General features: G+C 49.6%; 23 protein-coding genes and 2 riboswitches. Of the genes, 2 read left to right on the top strand and 21 right to left on the bottom strand.

The window, feature by feature from the left end; translation table 11 throughout:
• From QZV31_RS10720 to QZV31_RS10705, 4 genes are all read right to left on the bottom strand, one after another.
• A partial coding sequence (locus QZV31_RS10720; protein WP_295360464.1) for a hypothetical protein occupies nt 1–218 on the bottom strand: 218 nt, incomplete at its 3' end.
• A gap of 285 nt (nt 219–503) precedes the next feature.
• Entirely contained in the window at nt 504–1,256 is a 753-nt protein-coding gene (locus tag QZV31_RS10715; RefSeq protein ID WP_295360462.1) for a class I SAM-dependent methyltransferase, read from the bottom strand.
• Nucleotides 1,257–1,395: 139 nt separating this feature from the next.
• The gene (locus QZV31_RS10710) at nt 1,396–2,574 is read right to left on the bottom strand and encodes an alpha/beta hydrolase (RefSeq protein WP_295360460.1); all 1,179 of its coding nucleotides are present in this window, start codon (nt 2,572–2,574) and stop codon (nt 1,396–1,398) included.
• A 217-nt stretch (nt 2,575–2,791) separates the two neighbouring features.
• On the bottom strand, nt 2,792–3,697 hold the full coding sequence (locus QZV31_RS10705; protein WP_295360458.1) for a LysR family transcriptional regulator: 906 nt from the start codon (nt 3,695–3,697) through the stop codon (nt 2,792–2,794).
• Between the two features lie 342 nt (nt 3,698–4,039).
• Between QZV31_RS10705 and QZV31_RS10700 the strand changes: the two genes are divergently transcribed.
• A complete protein-coding gene (locus QZV31_RS10700) occupies nt 4,040–4,810 on the top strand; it encodes an SDR family NAD(P)-dependent oxidoreductase (protein ID WP_093730374.1) in 771 nt (256 codons plus the stop codon).
• A 156-nt stretch (nt 4,811–4,966) separates the two neighbouring features.
• On the opposite strand, the gene QZV31_RS10695 is transcribed toward QZV31_RS10700, so the two are convergent.
• The 4 genes from QZV31_RS10695 to QZV31_RS10680 form a co-directional block, all read right to left on the bottom strand.
• Nucleotides 4,967–5,365 (bottom strand): hypothetical protein, encoded by a 399-nt coding sequence (locus QZV31_RS10695; protein WP_295360455.1) that lies wholly within the window; start codon nt 5,363–5,365, stop codon nt 4,967–4,969.
• 58 nt (nt 5,366–5,423) lie between these two features.
• Complete coding sequence (locus QZV31_RS10690) at nt 5,424–6,761, bottom strand: AAA family ATPase (protein ID WP_295360453.1); 1,338 nt, start codon at nt 6,759–6,761, stop codon at nt 5,424–5,426.
• Between the two features lie 364 nt (nt 6,762–7,125).
• On the bottom strand, nt 7,126–7,548 hold the full coding sequence (locus QZV31_RS10685; RefSeq protein WP_295360451.1) for an ester cyclase: 423 nt from the start codon (nt 7,546–7,548) through the stop codon (nt 7,126–7,128).
• A gap of 80 nt (nt 7,549–7,628) precedes the next feature.
• Nucleotides 7,629–7,967: a helix-turn-helix domain-containing protein gene (locus tag QZV31_RS10680; RefSeq protein WP_295360449.1), complete on the bottom strand. Its 339-nt coding sequence runs from the start codon at nt 7,965–7,967 to the stop codon at nt 7,629–7,631.
• A 109-nt stretch (nt 7,968–8,076) separates the two neighbouring features.
• Between QZV31_RS10680 and QZV31_RS10675 the strand changes: the two genes are divergently transcribed.
• Nucleotides 8,077–8,625, top strand: coding sequence for a flavodoxin family protein (locus tag QZV31_RS10675; protein ID WP_295360447.1), 549 nt, complete (start codon nt 8,077–8,079; stop codon nt 8,623–8,625).
• A 275-nt stretch (nt 8,626–8,900) separates the two neighbouring features.
• On the opposite strand, the gene QZV31_RS10670 is transcribed toward QZV31_RS10675, so the two are convergent.
• From QZV31_RS10670 to QZV31_RS10610, 13 genes are all read right to left on the bottom strand, one after another.
• Entirely contained in the window at nt 8,901–10,313 is a 1,413-nt protein-coding gene (locus tag QZV31_RS10670; RefSeq protein ID WP_295360445.1) for a sodium:alanine symporter family protein, read from the bottom strand.
• A 90-nt stretch (nt 10,314–10,403) separates the two neighbouring features.
• Nucleotides 10,404–10,527: riboswitch (glycine riboswitch) on the bottom strand.
• A riboswitch (glycine riboswitch) is annotated at nt 10,528–10,605 on the bottom strand. It lies immediately after the preceding riboswitch.
• A 141-nt stretch (nt 10,606–10,746) separates the two neighbouring features.
• Nucleotides 10,747–11,622 (bottom strand): EamA family transporter, encoded by an 876-nt coding sequence (locus QZV31_RS10665; protein WP_295360443.1) that lies wholly within the window; start codon nt 11,620–11,622, stop codon nt 10,747–10,749.
• 62 nt (nt 11,623–11,684) lie between these two features.
• A complete protein-coding gene (locus tag QZV31_RS10660; RefSeq protein WP_295360441.1) occupies nt 11,685–13,430 on the bottom strand; it encodes an alpha-glucosidase in 1,746 nt (581 codons plus the stop codon).
• 23 nt (nt 13,431–13,453) lie between these two features.
• Nucleotides 13,454–13,996, bottom strand: coding sequence for a flavodoxin family protein (locus tag QZV31_RS10655; RefSeq protein ID WP_295360438.1), 543 nt, complete (start codon nt 13,994–13,996; stop codon nt 13,454–13,456).
• Nucleotides 13,997–14,096: 100 nt separating this feature from the next.
• Nucleotides 14,097–14,657 (bottom strand): cyclophilin-like fold protein, encoded by a 561-nt coding sequence (locus QZV31_RS10650; protein WP_295360436.1) that lies wholly within the window; start codon nt 14,655–14,657, stop codon nt 14,097–14,099.
• A 115-nt stretch (nt 14,658–14,772) separates the two neighbouring features.
• Nucleotides 14,773–15,714, bottom strand: a complete 942-nt coding sequence (locus QZV31_RS10645; protein WP_295360434.1) for a DUF362 domain-containing protein — start codon at nt 15,712–15,714, stop codon at nt 14,773–14,775.
• Between the two features lie 198 nt (nt 15,715–15,912).
• On the bottom strand, nt 15,913–16,941 hold the full coding sequence (locus QZV31_RS10640) for a DUF362 domain-containing protein (RefSeq protein ID WP_295360433.1): 1,029 nt from the start codon (nt 16,939–16,941) through the stop codon (nt 15,913–15,915).
• A gap of 88 nt (nt 16,942–17,029) precedes the next feature.
• Nucleotides 17,030–17,821 (bottom strand): carboxymuconolactone decarboxylase family protein, encoded by a 792-nt coding sequence (locus QZV31_RS10635; RefSeq protein ID WP_295360430.1) that lies wholly within the window; start codon nt 17,819–17,821, stop codon nt 17,030–17,032.
• 314 nt (nt 17,822–18,135) lie between these two features.
• Nucleotides 18,136–19,245 carry an MBL fold metallo-hydrolase gene (locus QZV31_RS10630; RefSeq protein ID WP_295360428.1) on the bottom strand — a complete coding sequence of 370 codons (1,110 nt, stop codon included), beginning with the start codon at nt 19,243–19,245 and terminating at the stop codon, nt 18,136–18,138.
• A gap of 27 nt (nt 19,246–19,272) precedes the next feature.
• Complete coding sequence (locus QZV31_RS10625) at nt 19,273–19,713, bottom strand: MerR family transcriptional regulator (protein WP_295360426.1); 441 nt, start codon at nt 19,711–19,713, stop codon at nt 19,273–19,275.
• 397 nt (nt 19,714–20,110) lie between these two features.
• Nucleotides 20,111–20,917, bottom strand: coding sequence for a 4Fe-4S binding protein (locus QZV31_RS10620; RefSeq protein WP_295360424.1), 807 nt, complete (start codon nt 20,915–20,917; stop codon nt 20,111–20,113).
• 88 nt (nt 20,918–21,005) lie between these two features.
• The gene (locus QZV31_RS10615; RefSeq protein WP_295360422.1) at nt 21,006–21,662 is read right to left on the bottom strand and encodes a hypothetical protein; all 657 of its coding nucleotides are present in this window, start codon (nt 21,660–21,662) and stop codon (nt 21,006–21,008) included.
• Between the two features lie 43 nt (nt 21,663–21,705).
• Entirely contained in the window at nt 21,706–24,204 is a 2,499-nt protein-coding gene (locus QZV31_RS10610; RefSeq protein ID WP_295360420.1) for an excinuclease ABC subunit UvrA, read from the bottom strand.
• Nucleotides 24,205–24,304 lie beyond the last annotated feature (100 nt).

Here is a 24,304-nt window from a genome sequence, read left to right as displayed (position 1 = left end):
ATGGCCCATAGCGGATAGGTCTCCCACACAGCGTTCATTTCACATGCTGCCACGTCGAAAACCGTCATTACCAGGTTGGCAATCATAACCCACAGAAAGTAGTAGCTGGAACGGACGGGAAGATTGCGCCGCAAACAGTAAAGAATAAGGAGAATTAGCTGAATCGGTATGGAAGCCAGGACATAATCATAGTTATAGTTACCCAACCAGTTTATCATAACCATTTACCCCAATTATTATATATCTATAACTCTTTCCTACAGACTTTTTATACAAAACAAAAAAGATCTTTTTGTTTCGCCCCTCTTCAATGTTATTATACCAAAAAAGCAGGTAGTCGTGCCAGCAATATCATCAAGTTAAGGTTTCTTCAGGAAAAAATTACTCCTTCTGCTTACGTTTAGCAGAGGGAGTTACTCTTTTATTTGTATTTTCAATGATGCTTACTCATATATTAAGAATTGGAATTAGCTTAACTTAATGACATTTAATCCGTGTTTCCTTTACTTTACTGCAACAATGCCAAACAGCGGAGCCGGATCGTAAAACTTATCCTTTTTCGGATACAGCCGCCGGCCTACCGTTGTATCGGCAGAACAGGCGCTTACCCCCAGTTTCCGCAATATATCCAGGTCCCAGCGGGGGCGGTCAAAGATGCTGATATCCAGCATGTGATAGATTTGGTGGCACTGTTCCACCATTTCTTTGGTTATGTCCTTGTGAGCGTAAACCGCTTCTTTTTCAAAATCGCCGTGATGATACTTGCCGTGTTCCGCGTCGTAATTCAGAAGCAGTCCGCCGGTTTTCAGGACGCGCAGCCATTCCACGTAAGCTTTTTCCGGATGAGGCAGGTTCCATGTCACGTTGCGGGAAACAACAACGTCAAAGGTTTCGTCAGGAAAGGCCAGTTTTTCCGCGTCCATTACCTGAAAGCGCGCGTTGGATTTTTCTTCCGCAGCTAACGAGACGGCCTCTTCAATCATGGATTCCGTTAAATCAATGCCTGTGACGTCATAGCCTTTCGCGGCCAGCAGTATGGAAAAGAAACCGGCGCCGCAGCCGATATCCAATATTTTCAGCGGTTTCTCCACCGGCAGGTGACGGCAGATTTCCTCCTGCCATTGCCGCATCTTTTCGCTTTGCAGCTCTTCCCGGCGCAGGCTTTTGAAACCCGGCGCGCGTTTCGTCCAGTAATCTTCTATAAATTCTTTTGCATCTTGCCTGTGGATTATGCTCTTTTCGCTGATTTGTGTCATGAGATGTACCCCGCTTTCCTGATCTTAGCTTTTATCTATAATTATAACAAAACAGCCGCAGATTATAAATCCACGGCTGCCTGATCAGCTTCAGGTTATGCGATTCACGCAGTTTACCGGTTTCCTAATTTTTTATTTTTTATTTTCCCAAGTGTTTGGTAAAGAACCCGTCCAGTCTTTCGAAGGGAATCTTTTCATAAATATCGTACAGGTCGCAATGGGTCGCGCCCGGCATCACGATCAGTTCCTTCGGCTCCTTCGCACGCTCGTAAACGTTTTCGGAATGATAACGGGAATGGGCCTTGTCGCCGGTGATCAGCAGCAACGGACGGGGACTCAGTTCTTCCACATGGGCCATCAGGTCGAAGTCAAAGAATCCGTACGGCGTGGTTGAAGACCAGATCCCGTTGGAGTTGATGGCACGGGGATGGAACGCCCGGCCTTTATAGTAGTTGAAGAAATCGGTGGTCACAGGGTCTGCACCTTCCGGCAGTTTGTTGGGAAGCAGCGTTACGCCTTCGCCGGTAGCGTGAACGGCTTTTCCGTCAGCCCCGATGGCTACTTCATGATAACCGGGCAGTGTTTTGCCCAGTTCCGCCTCTTTCCACCGCATCTCGGCCAGATATCCTTTCACGGTTTCCCGCTGGGCCGGAGTATAGTAATCTCCCTTATAGTGGTTCCGGATGCTGTCGTTCATATTGTACAGGGCAGAGGTTGCCACCGCTTTAATACGCACATCGTTGATCGCCGCGGTAACAGCCATGCCGCCTAACCCGCAGATGCCCATGGCGCCGACGCGCTCTTTGTCAACGAAGGGCAGCAGGCCCACAAAGTCAACCGCTGCATGGAAGTCTTCCGTAAAAATATCGGGGGACGCCACGTCGTGTACGTTGCCGCCGCTTTCTCCTGTAAAGGAGCAGTCAAAGGCTACGGTCACAAAGCCCCGTTTTGCCATCTCCTGGGCATACAGACCGGAAGACTGTTCTTTCACTGCGCCAAAGGGACCGCTGAACACGATGGCGCTGTATTTTTTGTTCGCGTCAAAATGTTCCGGCAGGTACAGGTGACCGGCCACTTCGATGCCGTACCGGTTTTGGAAACGGACCATCTTGGTCTGGATTTTTTTATCCACTTTGAACACGCGGGAATCGTTGGTCAGTTCGGTAATGGAAGAGTTCTTCATCTGGCTTGCCATGACGGCCGCAGCATTTGCATCCGCCGGAGCGGCAAAAGCTGCGCCTGCAAAGCTTACAGCGGCCAACGCCAGGCTCAGGACAACGGATTTCATCAGTTTGCGGGTACGGGAAGTTTTTTTCATTTGCGTTTCTCCTTTTTCATAAACCTGAATGTTTCGCTGACCGTTCTGCTGCAGTTTCACACTACACATTTCATCTGTCAGCTTTGCACAACGTGTTTGCAGTCTTCTCAAAGCAGCCTGCATCATCACGCATTTTGATTTCATCGGAAGCTGTTTGCTTCTTGCATGTTCATTGTAAAGGAGTCGCGCAGAAATGTCTAATACTTAATAATCATTTTCAGTTATGCTCTTTGTCTATATCTGTTTTTTCCCCATATTCTTTTTGCAGTTCAGCCAGAAGCAGCGATGCCACGGGACTAAACACCTGGTACTTTTTCCATATGATCTTCATTTCCGAAGCAGGTACGTCAGCCAGCGGCACAAAGGTCATATCGCTGCCTTTCCCGGTATGCGCCAGTTTATCATAGCCAATCGCGTAGCCCAACCCTTCCTTTACAAAAATGGAAGCATTAAAAAACAGATTGTAGGTAGCTACAATGTTCAGGCGGTCCAGTTTTTCCCCGAACCAGGATGGAAAATTCTGTTCCATATTTTGCCTTGAGCAGATTAAAGGCAGATCGTATAAATCCGCAAGGCGCAATGCATTTTTCTTTGCCAGCGGCGAATCTTTCCGCATGAAGACGCCCCAGGTATCCTGTGCCGGAATCTCCAGATGGTTGTATTTCAGGGGATTCACATACTCCATGACCAGTGCAAAGTCCAAAATGCCTTTATCCAGTTTTTCCGTGATGTCTTCACTGTTTCCGCTGGTGATGTTGCAGCGGATACCGGGGTGCAGCTCTTGCACCCGTTTCAGCGCCCTGGCAAAATACTTCAGGGAATCGGATTCGGGGCAGCCGATAAAAATCTCGCCGCCCATGGTATCGTCCAGCATCTTAAATTCCGTTTCCGTTTTGTCCACCAGATCCAGAATGTCTTCCGCCCGCTTGCGCAGAAGCAAGCCTGCTTCCGTTAACCGCAAGGCATAATTGGTACGGACAAACAGCTTTTTTCCCAGTTCCTCTTCCAGATCCTTTAACTGCCTGGACATGGTGGGCTGGGTAACGTGCAGTCGTTCGGCGGCGCGGGTGATGTTCCCTTCCCGAGCGGTTTCCAGAAAATAACGCAGCACCCGGATTTCCATGATGACGCCTCCTTGGGTAAATTCATTGAAATGAATATAGTAACTTTTTGAATTATAGTTTGGTAAGTTCCTGAATTAATATTGGTGTCTTCTCATATTTTAATTGTTGATCCACCGAATTAGATTCAGTTTCTTCCTGACCGTTATTTGGCAATTTTTGTTTTGACCTTTTAAATTCAGACAGACGGCCTTGTTTTATTTTTCAGTATAACATAAAAATAGACGAAAAGCATATCTGGAAATAAATAATAAGTATTAGACATTTCTGAAGCTGTTTTTTTATAATACAAAGCAGGAACAACATTCAAATTCCAAAAATTAAACAACAGGAGACAAGATAATATGAAAGAAAAAATGTTAGAAGGAAAAGTTGCCATCGTATCCGGCGCAAGCTATGGAATGGGAGAAACCATGGCCGAACTTTTTGCAAAAGAAGGCGCAAAAGTTGTTATGACCGCGCGGGGCAAAGAGAAATTAGAGGCAGCGGTCAACCGGTTGAAAGAACAGGGACTGGAAGTTACCGGCGTGGTAGCGGACAATAAAAATCTGGAAGACGTTAAAAATGTAATCCGGACTGCTCTGACTGTTTACGGCGATCTTGATATTGTCATCAACAATGCGGCCATCGGTGAACAGAAAATGATCGACGAAACGGACGACGAATGGCTGGAGCATGTGTATCAGACCAATGTGTTCGGACCATTCCGTTTTATCCGGGAAGCATTGAAAGTATTCCTGCCCAAAAACGAAGGCTGTATCATCAACATTTCTTCCGTCAATGGAGACCGTCCTTTCTGCGGGGCATCCTATACCTCCTCTAAAGGCGCTATCAACACACTGACCAAAAACGTAGCTATGCGTCTGATCAATACCAATATCCGCATCAACGCCGTGGCTCCGGGCGCTACCGTAACGCCTGCCCATCTGGCTAATAAAGCAGGCGAACAACCCGGTGGCGCAAAGATGCTGGAGTTCAGCAAACACTTTGTATATTTTCCCGGCCCGGAATGCGATCCCATGGATCAGGCAAACGCCTGCCTTTTCCTCGCTTCCGACATGGGCAAACATGTAAAAGGACAGGTCATCCAGGTCTGCAACGGTGCATTCCTGTAATTTTGCGGCAACGTAATGCTGCATGAGACGAGTATGTAAGAGTATGCATTGAGAAAACGTTTGCGTTGAGAAAAAATCAATCCCTGCCTGCGCTGATGAACTTCAGCGACAGACAGGGATTTTGTATTGTTAAAAAAATAAATAATTCTTCTCCGCTCAGTATAATGGCGGTGAAATCTTCTCCGGTTTCAGTCCGGTATGGGGGCTCAAATAGTATTCCAGGGTAATGTCCGGATTTGCTTTAAGAACCCTTTCAATCAGTTCTTCCACCTTTTCTTCCTGCTCGATAACCAAAACCAAAGGCTTTTCCGCACCATACTCCACTCTGATTTTAAAAACAGGAATACCGATACCGCAGCATCCATGCGGACGATACGCAGATGGCTGGCTTCGCATGCTCTTAATCAGTGAAACCGGAAGATACTTCCCATCAAAATAAATTGCGTTTTCTGAAACTTCATAACGTTCAATCCGCTTGCTATGTTTGCGGTCTTGTTTTACGTTTTCAAGTTCTTTCCCATGTACAATGCATTCCCATTTCAAAATACCAAACATAATTAAGCCTCAAAACTCCAAACTTGTATCTACAGTCACGTTTATATTTAAGGAGACGCTACCATCCCATCTCGTTAAATACGTAGTCCTTAAACCGGAACAAAACATATAACGGGACAGACCATACATGTGTATCTCCGTCCATATTGTCCCCTACGTTTTTCAGGGAGGTCTTGATCGCCATCTTTGGTTTATATCTGCTGCAAAATAAATGCAGGCTCTTGGCTTTTGTATTATCTGCCGACTTTACCTCAACCGGCAAAAGCACACCTTCATAATCGGTGATAAAATCCAGCTCTGCATCGGCTTTCGTTCTCCAGAAATAACAGTCTATGCCCATACATTCCAGTTGCGTATAAACATAGTTTTCCGTCAGCGCTCCTTTATAGTGGATATATGCAGCATCGCCTTCCAAAATGGTTCTGTAGTTTATATTGGATTTTTTTCTCAGAAGCCCCACATCAGACATATAAACTTTAAAATATGTATGATCCGCCATCCCGGATAACGGAATCTCCGGCGTTTTCACCAGATTGAGCTTGCGTGCGATACCGGCATTCACCAGCCACGCCAGCGCGTCTTCCAGATCTTTTGCCCTTGCTCCCTGCTTTACATGGGAAAAGATAAATTTATTATTATCCCTTGCTATCTGCAAAGGGATGGCGTCCCATATCATTTTAATCTTTATCGCCGTATCGGGCATGGTATGTTTGCCAAAGTCATCCGCATAATCTTTTAAGATCCGGTCCTGTACCTCTTCCACGGCTTTGTAGTCATGCGTATCGATCCACGTTCGCACCGCTTCCGGCATTCCGCCGACAATATAATAATTCTTCAGATATTTTTCAAGAGGAACCGTGTAGAGCTCTGTCAATTCCCGTTCAAAAGCAACTTTCCTGACTCCGTCAATATATTTCCCGCCGCCGTCGGCCCGGACAAACTCCTCAAAGCTCATGGGATACATATGGATCCGCTCAACTTTTCCAACGGGAAAAGAAATTCCTTCTTCCCGCAACGCCACGCCCAAAAGAGATCCGGCCGCTATGATATGAAGTTCCGGCAAATTCTCACAGAAATACTTAAGCGCCTGTATGGCTCTCGGGCAATCCTGTATTTCATCAAAAACCACAAGTGTCGAACCCGGTATAATCTTTTTCCCCAAGATAATGCTGCCAAGCTCGTCCAGAATCCTGTCTGTATCAAAATCATAGGCAAAAACTGACTGAAGCCCTGTGTTCCCTTCAAAGTTGAAGTAAGCCATATCTTCAAATTCACTCTGCCCGAATTTCTTTATCAGATAGGTTTTTCCGCATTGGCGTACACCGGTAACCAGCAGGGGTTTCCTGATTTTTTTGTTTTTCCATGCCTTAAACTGCTCAGATGCTGTTCTTTCCATGTGCAGCTCCCTCCACAGATATAATAACATTTTTCAACCGAATAAACAAGACTGTTTTGCAAAATTCGACCGAATAATGTTCGTATCCACGCTTATATCGGATGGAAATTTTGACAACACTGCCTGCGTTTCGAGATAAAAATCGCTAACCGTTTATCGTTGTTTTTATCAAAACAGCCGTGGAAAAATCCACGGCTGTGAAAGTTAATCTGGAGTTACAGAATAATCTGTTGTATTGATTTTCAGTATTTAAAACAAATCAGTCCTTTTGTTCATATCCTCGGCTAACGATAACAGTTCCTGTACTTCAAAATCCGGATTCCTGTGATACCCTAAGTCAAGGATTTAACTTTTGCTTTTGCTTTCATAGTGTTAAAGCCCCTATACCGCGCAGGATTCCAATCATACCTTCCGCCGCAATGTCGTTTATAATTTTCCCGTCTTCGTCAAAATAATAAAAGTTCATGACACAGACAGAAATCTTCTTTCCGGTAGCTTTTATGCCTAAAAAGTCACCGTCATGTGTTCCCGTCAAAGTCCAACGAACCGCAACTTTATCCTCGGCGGCGACCATTTCCTCTAATTTCCACTGCACATCAGAAAACCCCTGGCGCATCCAATGCACAACAGATAAATAGCCTTTGCCTCCATATAGCGGAACCGGGCTTGCCGGTGTAAAAAACGAAGCCTTTTCGGATATCAGTCTCTGGGATAACGCTTCATCCGCTGTGTTAATCATAATCTCAAACTGTTTCATGATTGTTTCATTGCTTTCTGCCCTGTTCATGTGTCCTCCTTATTCTTGCAGACGGGTTAAATTTACCACGACTTGTATGTGCAAACATCGTTATCTTAAAAACAGGTCTTTCATTTCCACTTCCGGTTTTCATTTCCCCAATCACAAAGTTTATCCAGCACTTTGACAAGAGAATGCCCCCGCTCGGTCAGCGAATACTCAACCTTAGGAGGAATCTGTGGATACACTTTACGCATGATCAGGTCATCGGCTTCCAGTTCTTTCAGGTTCTGGCTGAGGGTCTTATCCGCCACCTTTTGCAGATAGCGCTGCATTTCGTTAAACCGGACCGGTTCATACTCCATCAGGCAGTACAGGATGACCGGTTTATACTTACCTGAAATCAGGGAAAGGGTGTAGCTGTATCCGGTTTCGTTGAAGTCAGCATCTTCAATCCGTTTTCCTTCCATTTCTTACCTCCCGGTAAGTACCTAACTTAGAAGTAGGTACTTGTTACATTTCTGGTTTCATGGTATCATACCGGACAGGAAAAAGCAATACACAAAGGAGCTGATTGAAATGCCAAAAAAAATCGTAATCTTAAATGGCAGTCCCCGGAAAAACGGCAATACCGCTTCGCTGACCGCCGCTTTTAAACGGGGTGCGGAAGAAGCCGGCCATATCGTGACGGAATTTTTCCCGGCGCATATGAAAATCAACGGATGCCTCGGCTGCTGGAACGGTGGAAAAGACGCGGCGCATCCCTGTGTACAGCGCGACGACATGGAAAAAATCTATCCTCTTTACAAGGAAGCGGACATTGTCGTGCTTGCGTCCCCGCTTTATTACTGGTTCATTTCCGGATTTTTGAAAAACACGTTTGACCGGCTGTTTGCCATTGCAGAAGCCGATCCGAACTATGAAAATCCCAAAAAATTAACCGCGCTGATCATGGCGGCAGAAGGCGACGAATTCCAGGAAAGCGAATTCTGGTATGACCATCTGGAACGCCACATCGGCTGGAAAAGCATCGGAAAAGTATTATGCGGCTATGTAGCGCAGCCCGGGGACACGAACGGGAAACCGGAACTTGTCGAAGCATATAATCTTGGAAAATCAATTAAGTAAAAAGAGTATAATCAAAACCCTCTTTCCGGTCACTTTAGTGACCGGACTTTTTTTGCGAAGCCAGTCATGGTGCGGTTTTCCATCCTGCTTTCTGTTAATAAATATAGACAGTTTTATTTGTCTGTCTTCAGATAGTATATCTTTCGTTCATTTTATTGCTTTGTTCGGGAAAGCTGCCACTGCGCTGACGCGTTAAAATCAGGATTATTATATAAAGGCAGGAAAAAAGCCCGCATCTGGACCGTGCGGGCTTTTTATTTTTACCTATGACACTCTCATCTGCCTTCCAGTTTCTGTTCAATCACTTCTTCCGGTCCGTCCGGCAGAAGCCCGTTCACTTCGTCAACATCCCCTATTTCAACATGTTTGAAATACAGTTTCGTCTCTGCAGCCACCACACCGCTGAGCGCCAGCAGGGCAATCAGGTTCGGAATCGCCATGAGGCCGTTGACAATATCCGCCAGCACCCAGATTGCCTCTAACTTCAGGAAAGCGCCCACGGCTACCAGTACAATAAAAATGATGCGGTACGGAAGAATGGCCTTCACGCCGGCCAGATACACGATGCAGCGTTCCCCGTAATAATTCCAGCCCAAAATGGTGGTGAAGGCAAACAGCACCAGGCCCACCATCAGCACGATTTTCCCTGCTTCCGGATAGCCCTGCATGAAGGCCGCCTGGGTCAGCGCCGCCCCGTTCAGGTCGCCCTTCCACAGCCCGGATACCACCAAGGTGAGGCCGGTAAGGGTACAGATGATAATAGTATCGATGAACGTGCCGGTCATGGAAACCAGCCCCTGCTCCGCCGGCCATTTTGTCTTAGCCGCAGCAGCCACAATAGGCGCAGAGCCCAGGCCGGACTCGTTGGAAAATACGCCGCGGGCCACTCCGGAACGCATGGCCAGCATGACGCTCGCCCCGGCAAAGCCTCCGGCCGCCGCCGTCGGCGTAAACGCGCTGCGCAGCACTTCCATCACCGCGCCGGGCACTTTGTCAATGAACATGAGCAGAAAGCCGACCGTCGCGACAAAATAAATCACAGCCATTGCCGGAACGATTTTGCTGGCAACGGAGGCGATGGACTGCAGCCCGCCGATGGTTACCGCGGCAACCGCCAGCGTGAGAATCACGGCTGTATACATGGGATCGAGCCCGATAGAAAGTTTTGTAATATCCACAATGGAATTCACCTGGGCAAAGGTGCCGATGCCGAAATAGGCAACCAGCACGCCCGCTGCCGCGAAAAACACAGCCAGCGGTTTCCACTGCCTGCCCATGCCGTTTTCAATATAAAACATGGGGCCGCCGGCAATTTCGCCGTGTTCGTCTACGCCGCGGTATTTCACAGCCAGCAATCCTTCCGCATATTTGGTCGCCATGCCGAAAAACGCAGCCACCCACATCCAGAACAGCGCACCGGGTCCGCCGGCTTTCACAGCCGTAGCCACGCCGACAATGTTACCAGTGCCGATGGTAGCGGCAAGGGCCGTGCACAACGCCCGGAACGACGAGGTGTCCCCTTCGCCCTGGCTCTTTGCTTTAAAAATAAGCCCTAACGCTTTGGGCAGACGCGCAACCTGCAAAAATCCCAGACGCAGGCTCAGAAAAACACCGGTCCCCACCAGCAGCACAAGCAGCGGCGGTCCCCAGACAAAACCGTCAATTTCGTTCAACAACTCCAGATCCATAGTTTCTCCTCCAAGGGTACAAAAATAAAAAACTTACCTCCAACTGCTCCGGAGATAAGTTTGCAAATCAAAATAACAGGAAACATCCTGAAATCTTTCTCTGTCCTTTTGCCTGAGAGATAAGAAAGCCGCGTAAGCTTCCGTGCACCTTCGGCGCCCGTACCGGAAAAACGGCGAAGCCGCATCCGTACCGGGACTCTCCAGAGTCGTGTCCCCTTATGGTTCCGCTTTTTACAGCGCCTGAGAGTTTAGCTCCTTCGGCAGGCTTGCGCCGTTCTCCCACAAGATTCATCCACCTTTGTTCAGTTGTACGACAGCACTTATTATATACGTTTTTTCAGAAAATGCAAGTGGAAATAGAAAAGAATAGTAAATGCCCTCACCCTGAAACACATCAGAGTGAGGGCATTTTTAATTACAGGTTTTACAGTTTTCACGTATTCTTCTTCATGCTTAACATGAACACCGTAATCATAATGAGTGCCATCCCTGCGTAATCAACGGGAAGCAACACGGTTCCCAAAAAGAAAACGGTAAAGAGGATTGTGGCGAGGGGTTCAAAACAGCTGATAAGCGACGCTTTCGTCGGCCCGATAAGTTTCACCCCTGCCAGAAACAGGGTAAAGGGAATGATCGTTCCCCCCAGAATAATAAACGCTACCGCGCCCGCGGACGCAGGCGTCCAGGCGCTTACACCGGAATCAGTGAGACTACAGAACGGCAAGAGAAACAACGAAGAGATTAGTTGCCCCCAGCCCATAATCAGCATGGTCGGAAACTGTTTCAGGATGTTTTCCGGCGCAATCATATAAATGCAAAGCGCAATGGCGGACAGTTCTCCTGATACCAGCGCCACGGGTGAAATGACCAGATGGGACGGATCGCCATGGGTGCTGATGAGGAACACGCCGGTCAGGGCCAGCACGACGCCCAGCATTTCCCGCCCTTCCGGCATGCGCCTCCGGACAAAAGCCTGCCACAAAATAATAAATATCGGCGCCTGATACTGCAGGATGGTCGAGGTGGGCGCGTTGGAAACGCTGATCGTGTAATAATACATAAACTGCGCGCCCAAAAGCCCCAGGGTGAACCAAAGCATTTCTGTAATATTTTTGCGCCCGCTCCGCCATAAAGCTAAAAGCGGTTCTCCTTTTATACGCATGAACAGCAGGAATAATATCCCCGCTGCCACCTCCCGCACTGCAATCAGCCAGACCGGGTACGGATGATAATTTTCAAACAGAAACTGTCCGCACACCCCGCTGAGCCCCCACATCGCAGCGCTCAACATCACCATAAGAGTGCCCATTGTCATTGTCGTCCATTACGATTATAGATTTAGTTTGGCAGGCAAACTATCTTAACTACCCATTACCGCTTTTCACGGTAGATACGCGCTTCCAGCGGGCGAAGGCTTCCGTCATCCCCGCCCGGCTCGCTGCTTATGACCCGTGTCATGTTGTCTGCGAAGTTCCGGGGCAGCGCCGCTTCCCTGAGGGAAAAATTCGCTACTGTAACAAGCCGCCGGTTCCCCAGCGTACGGGCAAAGGAAAAAATCTGCTCGTTTTCCGGAAGCAGTTCCTCATAAGTGCCTGCCGTCAGTTCCCTGTGTGAACTGCGGAACTTGCCCAGTTTCCGGTACCAGGACAAAACGGAATCGGGGTCATTGGCTTCCGTCAATGCATTCACCGTAAGGTAATTACTGTGAATCGGCAGCCACGGCTTGCCCGTAGTGAATCCAGCATTCTCGCCGGTGTTCCACTGCATGGGAGTGCGGGCATTATCCCGGCTGAAAAAGTGTACAAACGCCAGGGCCTCTTCCGGAGTAAATCCTTCTTCCAGAGCTGTACGATGCTGGCCGTGGGAAGAAATGTCGTTGTAGTGGTCAATGGACGGCCAGGCCACATTGGTATAGCCAAGCTCCTGTCCTTCATAAATAAAGGGAGTGCCCCGTAACGTCAGCAGGACCGTTGCCATGACTTTTGCCGCCTTTTTCGGGTCCGCTCCTTTCGGGAAAAAGTGGTCCACACAGCGGGGCTGGTCATGATTTTCAAAAAAAACCGGGCACCAGCCGTTTGCCGCCGTCATTTTCTGGCTGGCAGTCAGGGCACTTTTCAGTTCCGTAAGTTTCCACTCGGTAGGACGGCACCAGAGTTCCCCGTTTTTGAGATGAAGGTTTACGTGGCTGAATTCAAACACCATGTCAAACACGCCCTGCGCGCCTACCCATTTGGGTAAATCTTCCGGCGCGACGCCGTTCGCTTCGCCTACGGTAAAAATATCCCGGCCTGCAAACACTTCCCGCTTGAACTCATGGAGAAAATCCAGAATGCCCGGCGTATTGGCCGTCATTGTATGAATCGCGGACAGACCGTCCTCCCCGTCCGGCGCGCCGTCCCGGAATTCCGGTTTCTTTATGTAGGTGATCGCGTCAATACGGAACCCGCCCACGCCTTTGTCCAGCCAGAAGCGGGCCGCGTCGTAAAGGGCTTTTCTCACTTCCGGGTTTTCCCAGTTAAGGTCCGGCTGCTGCGGTGCAAAAGTATGCAGATAATACTGCTGTCGTTCTTCACACCAGGTCCAGGCCGAGCCGCCGAAAATGCTGCGCCAGTTTGTAGGCGCGCTGCCATCCGGTTTGGTGTCCCGCCAGATATACCAGTCCGCCTTCGGATTCACGCGGTTTTTCCTGGATTCCTTAAACCAGCTGTGCTGGTCGGAACTGTGGTTAAAGACGAGGTCCATAACAATACGGATGTTGCGTTTTCCCGCTTCTTTTACAAGGGTATCGAAATCCTCCATGGTCCCGTAGGATGGGTCGATGCCCTTGTAGTCCGAAATGTCATACCCGTTGTCTACCATAGGCGACGGATACACCGGCGTGAGCCATATAGCGCCACAGGAAAGATCCCGGATGTGATCCAGGTTCCCCGTAATGCCGCGTAAATCACCGATTCCGTTTCCGAAAGTATCCGCAAAACTTTTCGGATAAATCTGGTACACCGTAGTCTTCTGCCACCATTTCAACGGGGCGCCGGACGCTTCTGCCCACGCGGTGGAAACCGCCAGGCAAAGCAGCAGGCCGGCCACTACGGACACTATTTTTTTTGCTGATAACATATGATGAACCCCTGGTGTTATTCTCACGCAATCCCTTTGCCCATTTCATAGGCTTCCGCCAACTTTGCGTTCCCTTTGATTTCGCCGGGAGCGCCTACGCCGCATGCGCAGACTTTGCCTGCAAAGCGCGCTTTTTCAAAGCAGGCGATCCAGCCTTTTAATCCGTGGACAGCGCCTTCATCCACATCCGGCTCATCTTCCGCCGCGGCGGTCAGAAGATACACGTCCCGGAATTTGTAATCTTTCGGGAACAAGGAATTGGCACGGTCGATCATGGTCTTCATCTGTCCGCTCATCTCGTAGTAGTAAATGGGCGTCGCCCAAACCACCACGTCCGCCTCCAGCATTTTGTCCGTAATGGCATTCGCATCGTCTTTGATTACGCAATGACCGGTCTGCTGGCAGGCAAGGCAACCTTTGCAAAACGCAATCGTTTTATTTTTCAGGGAGATCAGTTCCACTTCGTTGCCCGCCGCTTTCGCACCGTCCGCAAACGCTTCCGCCAGCTTTTCCGAGTTGCTGTTGCTTCTTATGCTTGTGCTGATAACCAATACTTTTTTAGCCATAGTGATTCCTCCGTTTGTTTTCATCTCTGTACTCTGATTCTATGCGTGATATGTTCTGATTATATTCGTTAAAGCCTTCTCTAAGTCAAGAGGTATGCCGTTACTGCCCGACTGCTTCTATTTTCACTTTTCCCTTTATGTTCCTAATCTGTTCCGTTCCGCTTACCGCTTTGCCCATCACATATAAGCCGGGGTAGCGTGACATATCGCCGTAATACAGGCACACGTTGTTCCAGGGCGAGAAATAGGCAATCGTCCCCACAGGACACGCCCCTTCCTGCACCTTGCTACAGTCCAGCTTTTTGGGAGGCTGGAAGATTTTTTCGTTGTTGCTGTAATTCTCCACAGCAACAGTTAACGGCAGCTGCGCATAGAATGACCGGGACACGGAAGTATCGTTCAGCGCAAATACAATTTCTTTACCGTTTGCAACCACTTTAATTTTCATGTTTGTAGCAGGCATAGCAGTTCCTTTTTCTCTATTCTCTTTCGTTTCCGCAGCTTCTTTTTTCACCGCCCCGGACGTTTCTTCCGTTTTTTGCGGTGCAGATGCGCTTCCATTGTTGTTCGCCGTTTTTGTGCCTGCAGACGCGCAGCCTGCAAACATCACGCCCATCAACAATATTGTGAGCAGCAACTGCCAGATTTTTCTGTGTTTCATTTTTTTACTTCCTTATTTTCCGTAGCCAATCTCCTTCAGCCATTTATCCACTTCGGACTTCACCGCTTTCGGATCGTCCTGGGACATACGGCCCGGCAAATCTTTGCAACGCCATTCATTCTACTTCAATCAGTTCGTATTGGGGGTTGCCCATCTTCTGTTTCTGCATGGCAGTGAGCTGATGCAGACCGTGACGGCTGGTGATGCGTTCCACCAGGTCCTTCTGGTCGCCTTCCGGTTTGGTGAAGACCATGTCGCAGCAGGCCTGATCAATGGCCAGAATATCTGTGGAAGCGCAGATGCCGATATCCGCAATGGTAGGTTCTTCCGCTGCCACGCCGGCGCAGTCGCAGTCCACCGACATACGGCGCATTACATTCAGGAACACGATGTGTTTGCCGAAATAATCACAGGTCGCCTTAGCGGAATCCGCCATGGTTTCCATAAACTGTTCTTTCATAGGCCATTCTTCAAAATTGGCCGGCATGTCGTCCACTACCAGATGCACTTCCCGTTTGCCGACCTGGCCCGAAGCGCAGCCGATGGCGATATTTTTCATGGAACCGCCAAAGCCGCCCATGGCATGTCCTTTAAAATGAGTCAGCACGATCAGGGAATCGTAGTTGGTGAGATGACCGCCCATATGCACTTCCTTCAACCGTAATCCATTGCGCACCGGCAGGGCCACATCTCCTTCTTCATCCAGAATATCCACCGGGCAGAAGGTCCAGCCATTTACTTTCAGCGTGTCCCGATGCTCTTCCGTGGTGTAGCGGTCACCCGGATACAACGTGTTCGTTTCCACGATAGCGCTGTCGGGAACCGTAGCCTGGAACGCCTGCACCATATCCCGGGGCAAGATGTTGGGACCATGCTTTTCGCCGGTGTGCAGCTTGATAGCTACTTTGCCGTAAATATTTTCATTCACTAAATTGTAAAGCTTAATTAAATGTTCCGCGTCAATCGAACGGGTAAAATAAACCTTTGCTTTCGTTCCGGGCGCTCCTGCGTCCACACGTTTGCTTCCTACAACCGGTGCCTGTTTGAATTCTGTCATGACGGTCTCCTTTCTTACGCCGGACGCTCCTGCGTCCCGCAACCTGCCTTCGTGGCGTGTTTAAAAAAGAATACAAACTTCTATAATATAGTTATAACCTATCTTCGCCAGAATGTACAATGCCTGTTTTGCAGCACTGCTATAACAAAAAAGCATAGCAATGTAAAGGGACATTCTGTGGTTTTTTACGAAATGTTTTTAATCCACGGAAACCATACGGTAATGACGTTTCCCTACATTTATCTTTTCTGCAAACTCCAGCACGTTGACGCTGTGGTGTTTTTCCCACGCAGCTCTTGTGGCATCATCCTTGGCCGCGCCGAATTCAAAATCCACACAGGCCTGGTCTAACGCGACCGGATCAGCGGAGGCAAGAATGCCGACGCTTTTACGGTCTTGCACGTTCACACATTTGTCTTCCGCTTTAAAGGCATCCAGCACATTGATAAACACCCAGCGCCCTTTCTTATAATCCATCGCCGCTTTGGCTGCGTCCGCGAAGCACCGGGCCGTGGTGTCGTCGTCGGCCCACTGATAGGTTTTGTCGTTTTTGCCCGCGCTGTGGATCAGCGCTTTTCCGGAAAGGGAACCGAGGGACAGGGAAATATTCTTGATATTACCGCCTAACTGAGCAATGTAATGGGTCTTAAAACGGTGCACCGCCACGAAGGTATCGTAGTTCTGAATATGGGATCCGGTACGGGTAAACTTAAGGTGATGCCCGTTCTGTACCGGCATGTCAATATCCCCGTCCGCATCCAGCACGTCTACCGGCCCGACTTTGGTAAAGCCGTGCTTTTCCGCCATGGCGTAATTTCCTTTCGTTGTATTGCGGGGCGCAGTGAAACCGTTGGTATCCACAAACGTGCCCTGCGTCTCCTTCATCAGTTCCGCCATCAGAATCGGATCCAGATACTGTTCCCCTTCGGCGCCAAAAGAGACCTTAACGGCGACCTTGCCTTTCTTTTCCTGTCCCAGCGCCTTGTACACTTTCATCAGGCCGCCGGCCGAAACGTCTTTGGTGAAATAGACAATGGGCGCGTTCTTATCTTCCGTCAGAAAGCGCAGCGGTTTATGGTTGACTTCCGGTTTGAAAGAGTTCACAACTGCGGCCGTGGCAGCCGGTTTCACATCTTTCGCTTCTGCGGTCTTCTTTTCGCCGCCGCAACCGGTTAAAGCCAGCGTAAATGTAATGGCAGTCAGTGCAATCGCAAGTTTTTTTAACATAGGACCCTCCATTATTACGAATGCCCGTAAAGCCGTGCCAAAGGCAAATCTCAGGCACAGTTCGACGAGCATTATTATTGATTCGCTATTATTTCAGTTTGCTGTATTCCGCATCCGTTACCGGTTCGCACCATTCGTTACTGGTTTCTTCGCCGGCCACTTCAATGGCCAGATGAGACATCCAGGAGTCTGCCGCGGCGCCGTGCCAGTGCTTCACATTGGCAGGAATGTTGACCACGGTTCCGGGCAGAAGTTTCACCGCCGGTTTGCCGTATTCCTGATACCAGCCCTGGCCGCCTACGCAAATCAGCATCTGGCCGCCGCCGGATTTGGCGTGATGGATATGCCAGTTGTTGCGGCAGCCCGGCTCGAAGGTCACGTTATACATGGCAACCTGCTGCGTGGAAACCGGGTACAGATAACTTTGTCCGATAAAATACTTTGCATATGCCGTGTTCGGTTCGCCAATGGGGAACATAATCTCCTGCTGGAACTTTTCTTTGTCTGTCACAGCCGCTGCCGCAGCCGCCGGTTCCGCATACACTTCTTTCGCCATGTTGAACGCGGCCCAGGCTTTCGGCCAACCGGTGTAGAATCCCAGCTGGGTAATGATTTCCGCCATCTCCGCTTTGGTAACCCCGTTATTCTTCGCCGACTGGATATGATACTTCAGCGAACTGTCAATAACACCGCTGCCTACCAGGCCGGAAATGGTAACGATACTGCGGTCGTGCAGGGAAAGCACGTCGTTCTTCGACCAGACTTCCCCAAATAAGATGTCATCATTGTAACGGGCAAAGTCCGGGGCAAAATCCCCCAGCCTGTCCCTGCCTGCTGTCTGTACAATTTTCTTCGCAACTCTCTGATTCGAATTTGTCATTGCTGCTGCCTCCACATAACTTAAACTCACTGACATAAGGATCGACGCGCCTGCAAAGGCCGCCAACGCTTTTTTCCAACTGTTTTTCATAAACATACACGCTCCCCTCAAAGCTTGGTATTACATTTTTATTATAAGTAATATGGATGTACAGAACAAATACCTGTTAACAATTGCAGGAAATGCTTTTCAGGCATGAATAGAAAATGCCCGCAGAATCTGTATTCTGCGGGGTCATGTAATTTCCACACATTAAGTTTTCTATAATGGTTTCACAAATTCCATCAGTAAGCAACGATACATCGCTTACCGACTTATTTCATTTCTTTCCACCAGGGGCCGAACGTTTCATTCCTATCCCCGATAACCGCCGCTTCCCCGATTCGTGGCGTCAGCAATCGGTACGGTTTGGTTTTGCTTTCCTCCGTCAGCCGGATATAGGGTTCATCCCAGGGATGACGGGCCATCGCGAATTTGCCTCCGTGACAGGGCAGCACCGCTTTTGCTTTTAAATCTTCCCCTGCCTGGGCGGTTTCCTTCGGGTTCATGTGAATCTTCGGCCAGTCTTTGTTATACTGTCCGTTTTCCAGAATGGCAAGGTCAAACCCGCCAAAGGTATTGCCAAACTCTTTAAACTCTTTGGTGTAACCGCCGTCGCCACTGTAAAACACCTTGCGCCGGGGCGTAATGAAGGCAAAGGCACAGGCTTCCGACTGGTTCGCGTTCAGGAAACGCCCGGTGAAATGCTGGGCCGGAAGGATGTGAACGGTAAGCTGCTCCGAAAGTTTAACCGGCGTGTACCAGTCTTCTTCCGTGATTTTATCCAGGTCAAATCCCCAATACTCAAAATGTTCCCCGATGCCCAGAGGCACCACGATTTTTTTGATTTTCGGTTTCAGCGCCATCAGGGTGGGATAATCCAGATGATCCCAGTGGTCATGGGAAATCACCAGCAGGTCGATGTCGGGGATATCCTCCGCCGTGTAGACATTGCTTCCAGCAAAGGCCTTATTGATGAATGGCAGCGGTGAGGCCCAGCTGCTGAAAACCGGATCAATCAGAATCCTGATTCCGTTGAGCTGCAGATAAAACGTGGAATGTCCCATCCAGACCACCGTGTCCTGCTGCAGATCCAGTTTACGCAGATCCGTTTTCCGGGACACCATGGGTTCCGCAGGAACCAGCCGCTCCGGCGTTCCGCCGAATAAAAAGCGCATGGTTGCCTGAAACTGGCTGGTCTCCACCGGTTTTTCCACCGGGGTTATGGACCAAAACCGTCCGTTATAATAATGGGGCGACTGTTGAATACGGGCCAATCGTTTGCCCGTAGGCGTCCGTCCGAACTCCGGGCGCTGACTGTAAAAATATACGCCGGCCGTAAGAACCAGCACGAATACCAATATAATTTTCAACACAATTTTCATGGTTTTCTTCATCCACACGGATTGCGTTTAGTCCTGCCGGTTGGGATCGTCCGGAGCTTTCTTCCCCGTTTCCTTTTCGTAATCATCTAAATTGATCGCACTTTCCGAACCGGCGGCCAGCGCTTTGTTATAGTACCAGTCTTTGAAATCCAGCTCTTCCAGATAATATTGCAGTTGTTCGATCTGATCCAGCACGAACTGACGCTGGGCCTTGATAATTTCATAACGTTCCCGCAGGGTGTCGTCGCCTTTGGAGGTCAGCTCCACATAATCACGGATACGCTTAATGGGCATGCCCGTGTTTTTCAGGCAGGTCAGAAGACCCATCAGCCGCAGGTCCATGTCTTCAAACACACGGATGCCGTTTTTCCGTTTGATGTTGGGCAGCAGCCCTTCCTTATCGTAATAACGGATGGTGGACGGCGGCAGGCCGGTTTTTTGGGCAGCTTCGGAAATAGTGTAAGACATGATGTACCACTCCTTTTGTTGATATATAAAAGAAAGGCTTGACAGCAATTGACTTTTATATGTGGCATTTGTTAACTATATGTTATTTGTTAAAGTTCACTTTAAGTCAAGGTTAAAAGTGAGAATTCATAGTTAATTCACATTTGCTGGTTCTTCCACAGGGATTATTGACTGTACAATTTCGTGTTAAAAGCAACACAAAAACGGATCCCGGTCACTTTAGTGACCGGGATTTTTTTACAACTCCAGTTGTGGCGCGGTTTTTCAGCCTGCTTGCTGTTATAAATATAGACAGGTTATTTGTATGTCTCGATATAGCTTTTCATTCGTATATTCATATCGCTTTGTTCGTGCAAGCTGCCATTGCGCCAGCCCTCCATTTCAGGCTTTTGTTGTATTACTTTTTCTTTTCCCATCCGAAACGGATAGCGCCAAACTTGCAGGCTGCCTTGCAGTCGCCGCAGGAGATGCACTCGTGGTCCCCTACCTTTCTGATATCCATCTTGCAGGTCCGCAGGCAGGCATTACAATGTACGCACTTGCTTTCATCCAACTTAACAGAGAGCAGCGCGATTTTATTAAAAAGACCATAAAATGCGCCCAATGGGCAGATGAACCGGCAGAAAGGCCGGAACAGAAAAACAGATAATATGATTACCGCCGCCAGAATGGCGAAACGGTAATTGAGAAACATATACGGACGGATACTGCCTCCTGTTGACAACGTCATAAGGAAATTGGAAAAAGGCAGGTTGGGACAAACCCAGTGGCAAAAAGCCATAAACCGTTTTCCCGCGAGATGGTAACCGAGTGGAACCGCCACGACGAAAACCGCAAGGAATACGTATTTCAGATAACTGAGCCTCCGCGTCCATTCGTTCTTTTTGATTTTTGGCGCCGGGATTTTATCCAGAATGTCCTGCACCAGCCCGAAGGGACAAAGCCAGCCGCAGATGAACCGACCAAAGGCCAACGCCAGCAGCAGTAACCAACATAAAACACGCAGGGGCAGACGGGCCAGGCCGTCCGCAAACAGCCGCTGCATAAAGTTCAGCGGGCAGCCTGCCACCGATGCCGGACAGTAACGGCAGTTCAGTCCCGGCACGCAGAAGTCGCTGTTGATATACTTTGCGGGAAGATCGCTGATTAAATTACAGTTGTATAAAATAGCCGAGCAGATTTGCAGCAGACGTCGGGTAACCATGGTAATCCGTTTCTCCTTTGCTGTTTTGTATTTTAATCATATACGTTAAAGCCTGCTCTAAGTCAAGTGAGATTCCAAAACCGCCTCATCATTTGCCGAATCCGAAGAACTCTTTCAGACCTTTTTTCTCCAATAATATTTCAGCAGTAAAACCATAATGAGATGCCGCCGCAATAGTCACTACTTTCTCCAGAAAATCTTCGTAGGGCAACTCAAGCCATTCCTCCGGTATTTCACGGCGGATGGTGCCGCCGTCATTGTGGCCGCCGCCCCACCACCAGGCTTCGTCCAGTTCCGCTTCATACGTTCCGTCATCCATCTTGTTGAAAGCATACCAGGAAGCCCATTCGCGCATTCCTTCCGGGGTTTTTGGTCCTTCGTAATGCGGCGCATCGTGAGAAAGCGGCGAATACTCCGGCGTCCCTTTCTTTGCGCCGCGCCGGTAGACTGTAAACCGTTCCCCTGTATCCATGGGGTAACGTTCCAACAGCAAGGGTCCCTTCCGATACAGGATACGCCTTCTTCCCGGCACCCGGTTTGCGTCATTGATCAAATCGGCGAACACCTTCAGGGGGGTTGTTTCCTGTAATTCCTTTTCGAGCCCCAGTTCCTTCAACTTGTCTTCCATATCCCAGGGGCAGCCCCATTCTGTGTAATACGTTGCCTTGTGGTTGCTGTAGATATAGTAGTAACCGATTACCTTGTCATTATAAAATACCTTATACTTATCCAGAATAGAACTCATGGTCTTCCCTCCTGTTTTCCCTGACTTAATGATCGGCGTTTCTTTACAAATACCGGCCGGTAATGCTTTCTTTGGTCTGGCGGATCTGTTCCGGTGTTCCGCAGGCTACGATACGACCGCCCAGTTCCCCGCCGCCCGGTCCCATGTCAATAACATAGTCCGCGTTGGCAATCACATCCAAATCGTGTTCAATCACAAGGACGGTGGCGCCTGCTTCCACCAGACGGTCAAACACGCCCAGCAGTACCTGCACATCCAGCGGATGAAGGCCGATGGTGGGTTCATCAAATACGAACACAGAATCCTCCTGGGTCCGTCCCATTTCGCTGGCCAGTTTCAGCCGCTGCGCCTCGCCGCCGGACAAAGCGGGCGTGTCTTCTCCAAGAGTTAGATAGCCCAGGCCGAGATCATGCAGCACCCGCAGTTTTTCGTATATTTTCTTCTTGTCCTTAAACAGTTCCAACGTGTCGTCCACAGTCATCGCCATCAGTTCGGGAAGAGAAAAAGCCTTCTCTGCTGTTTTCGGCTTCCAGAGGATTTTCTCCGCTTCCCCACTGTATCGTTTTCCGTTACACTCCGGACAGGTTATGGTTACATCCGGCAAAAACTGTACGTCAAGGGATATCTGTCCGGTACCGTCACAGACAGGGCACCGCAGAGACCCGGTGTTGTAAGAGAAATCGCCGGCTTTCAGTTTTCCGGCTTTCGCAACTTCCATTCCTGCGTACAGCTTGCGAAGCTCATCCAGAATTCCGCTGTAGGTTGCCACCGTGGAACGTATATTGATGCCGATGGGCGATGCGTCGATTAAGTTGGCACGACGTATGCCCTCCGCCTCTACCGTTTTCACCGGGAAAGGCAGCTTCTCCCCCGCACAGTGCGCCGCCAGTCCGGGAATCAGACTTTCCAGCACCAGCGTCGTTTTTCCGGAACCGGACACGCCCGTCACCGCCGTCAGCCTGCCTTTGGGAATAACAACGTTCAGCGCGTGCACGGTGTGGATCGGGCACGTCTCCATGCGAATCGTTCCCAGGCGGAACACCTCCGCCGCTTTGGCGCGTCTGCGTATCTTCATATGCCCTGTATCCGTCAGGAAGGGCGCTATTTTGGATGCCCCGGCTGCCAGAATCTCTTTCATGCTGCCTTGGGCCAGAACGGTTCCTCCATGGGTTCCTGCCAACGGTCCCAGTTCGATCATGTGGTCTGCCTGTTTCAGCACCCGGACATCATGGTCCACCAGCACCACAGAGTTGCCATCGGCAATCAGACTGTCCACCACGTTCATCAGACCGTCAATATTAGACGGATGAAGCCCGATGCTGGGCTCGTCCAGTACATATAAAACGCCCGTTGTTTCGTTGCGGACGGCGCGGGCCAGCTGCACCCGCTGCCGTTCACCGGTAGACAGCGTATTGCTGGCCCGGTCGAGGGTAAGATACCCGAGGCCCAGGTCAATTAGTCGTTTTGCATTGTCCAAAAATGACTGGATGATACTATCCGCCATGGGACGCATCTCTTCCGGCAGCGTTCCCGGTACAGCCTGCACCCACGGAATCAGGTCCGCCAGTGTCATGGCTGTCGCTTCCGCCAGATTTTTTCCGGCCAGCGTTGTGGAGCGAACTTTCGCCGAAAGCCTGGTACCGCCGCAATCGGGACAAGCAGATTCGTGCAGGAATTTTTCCACCCGTTTCATGCCCTTTTCGTCTTTGACTTTGGCCAGCGCGTTCTCCACCGTATAGACAGCATTATAATAAGTAAAATCCATCTCCCCCGCCATGTTCGTCTTCTCGTTCATGTAGAGAAGATGGTGTTTTTTGGCCGGGCCGTGGAACACGATTTCTTTTTCTTTCGGCGTCAGATCGCGGAATGGGACATCGGTGCGCACGCCCAGGTCACGGGCGATATCCTTCATCAGGGACCACATCAGGGTCTGCCAGGGCGCCACAGCGCCTTCGTCGATGGTCAGGGAGTCGTCAGGCACCAGCGAATCCTCGTTCACGGTGCGGATCACACCCGTGCCGGAACAGGAGGGGCAGGCGCCTTCTGAATTAAAGGCCATCGCTTCCGCGCCGGGGCCGTAAAACTCTTCACCGCAGACGGGACATTTTGTAGGCAGCATCAACGCCACATTCATGTCCGGTGGGCAGGGGTGCCCGTTGGGACAGCAATGACTGCCCAGCCGGGAGAACAGCAGGCGCAGGCTGTTCAGCAGTTCTGAAGCGGTTCCGAAAGTACTGCGGATGCCGGGAATACCCGGACGTTGGTGCAGGGCCAGCGCAGCCGGAACATGTTTGATTTCGTCTACCTCGGCCCGGCCGGCCTGGGTGATGCGGCGCCGGGTATAGGTGGAAAGTGCTTCCAGGTACCGTCGCGACCCTTCCGCGTACAACGTGCCCAGCGCCAGCGAAGATTTTCCGGATCCGGAAACGCCCGCAATAGCCACCAGCTTGCCGAGAGGAATGTCCACGTCAATGTTTTTCAGGTTATGTACCTTTGCCCCGCGGACGATGATGTGCCGCGGTGCGGTTCTGCTATCTTTCATACTGATTTTGCTTTTCCTTTTCACTTTTATGGAAATATATTACTACTGCTTACTGTTACTATAACATAATGTTACCTGATTTTACAAAAAAAGAATCAGG

It is taken from the genome of uncultured Succiniclasticum sp. (assembly GCF_902793885.1).
GTDB lineage: Bacteria > Bacillota > Negativicutes > Acidaminococcales > Acidaminococcaceae > Succiniclasticum.
The sequence above is the reverse complement of the archived record's forward strand: the minus strand, read 5'-3'. Positions and strand labels throughout refer to the sequence as shown.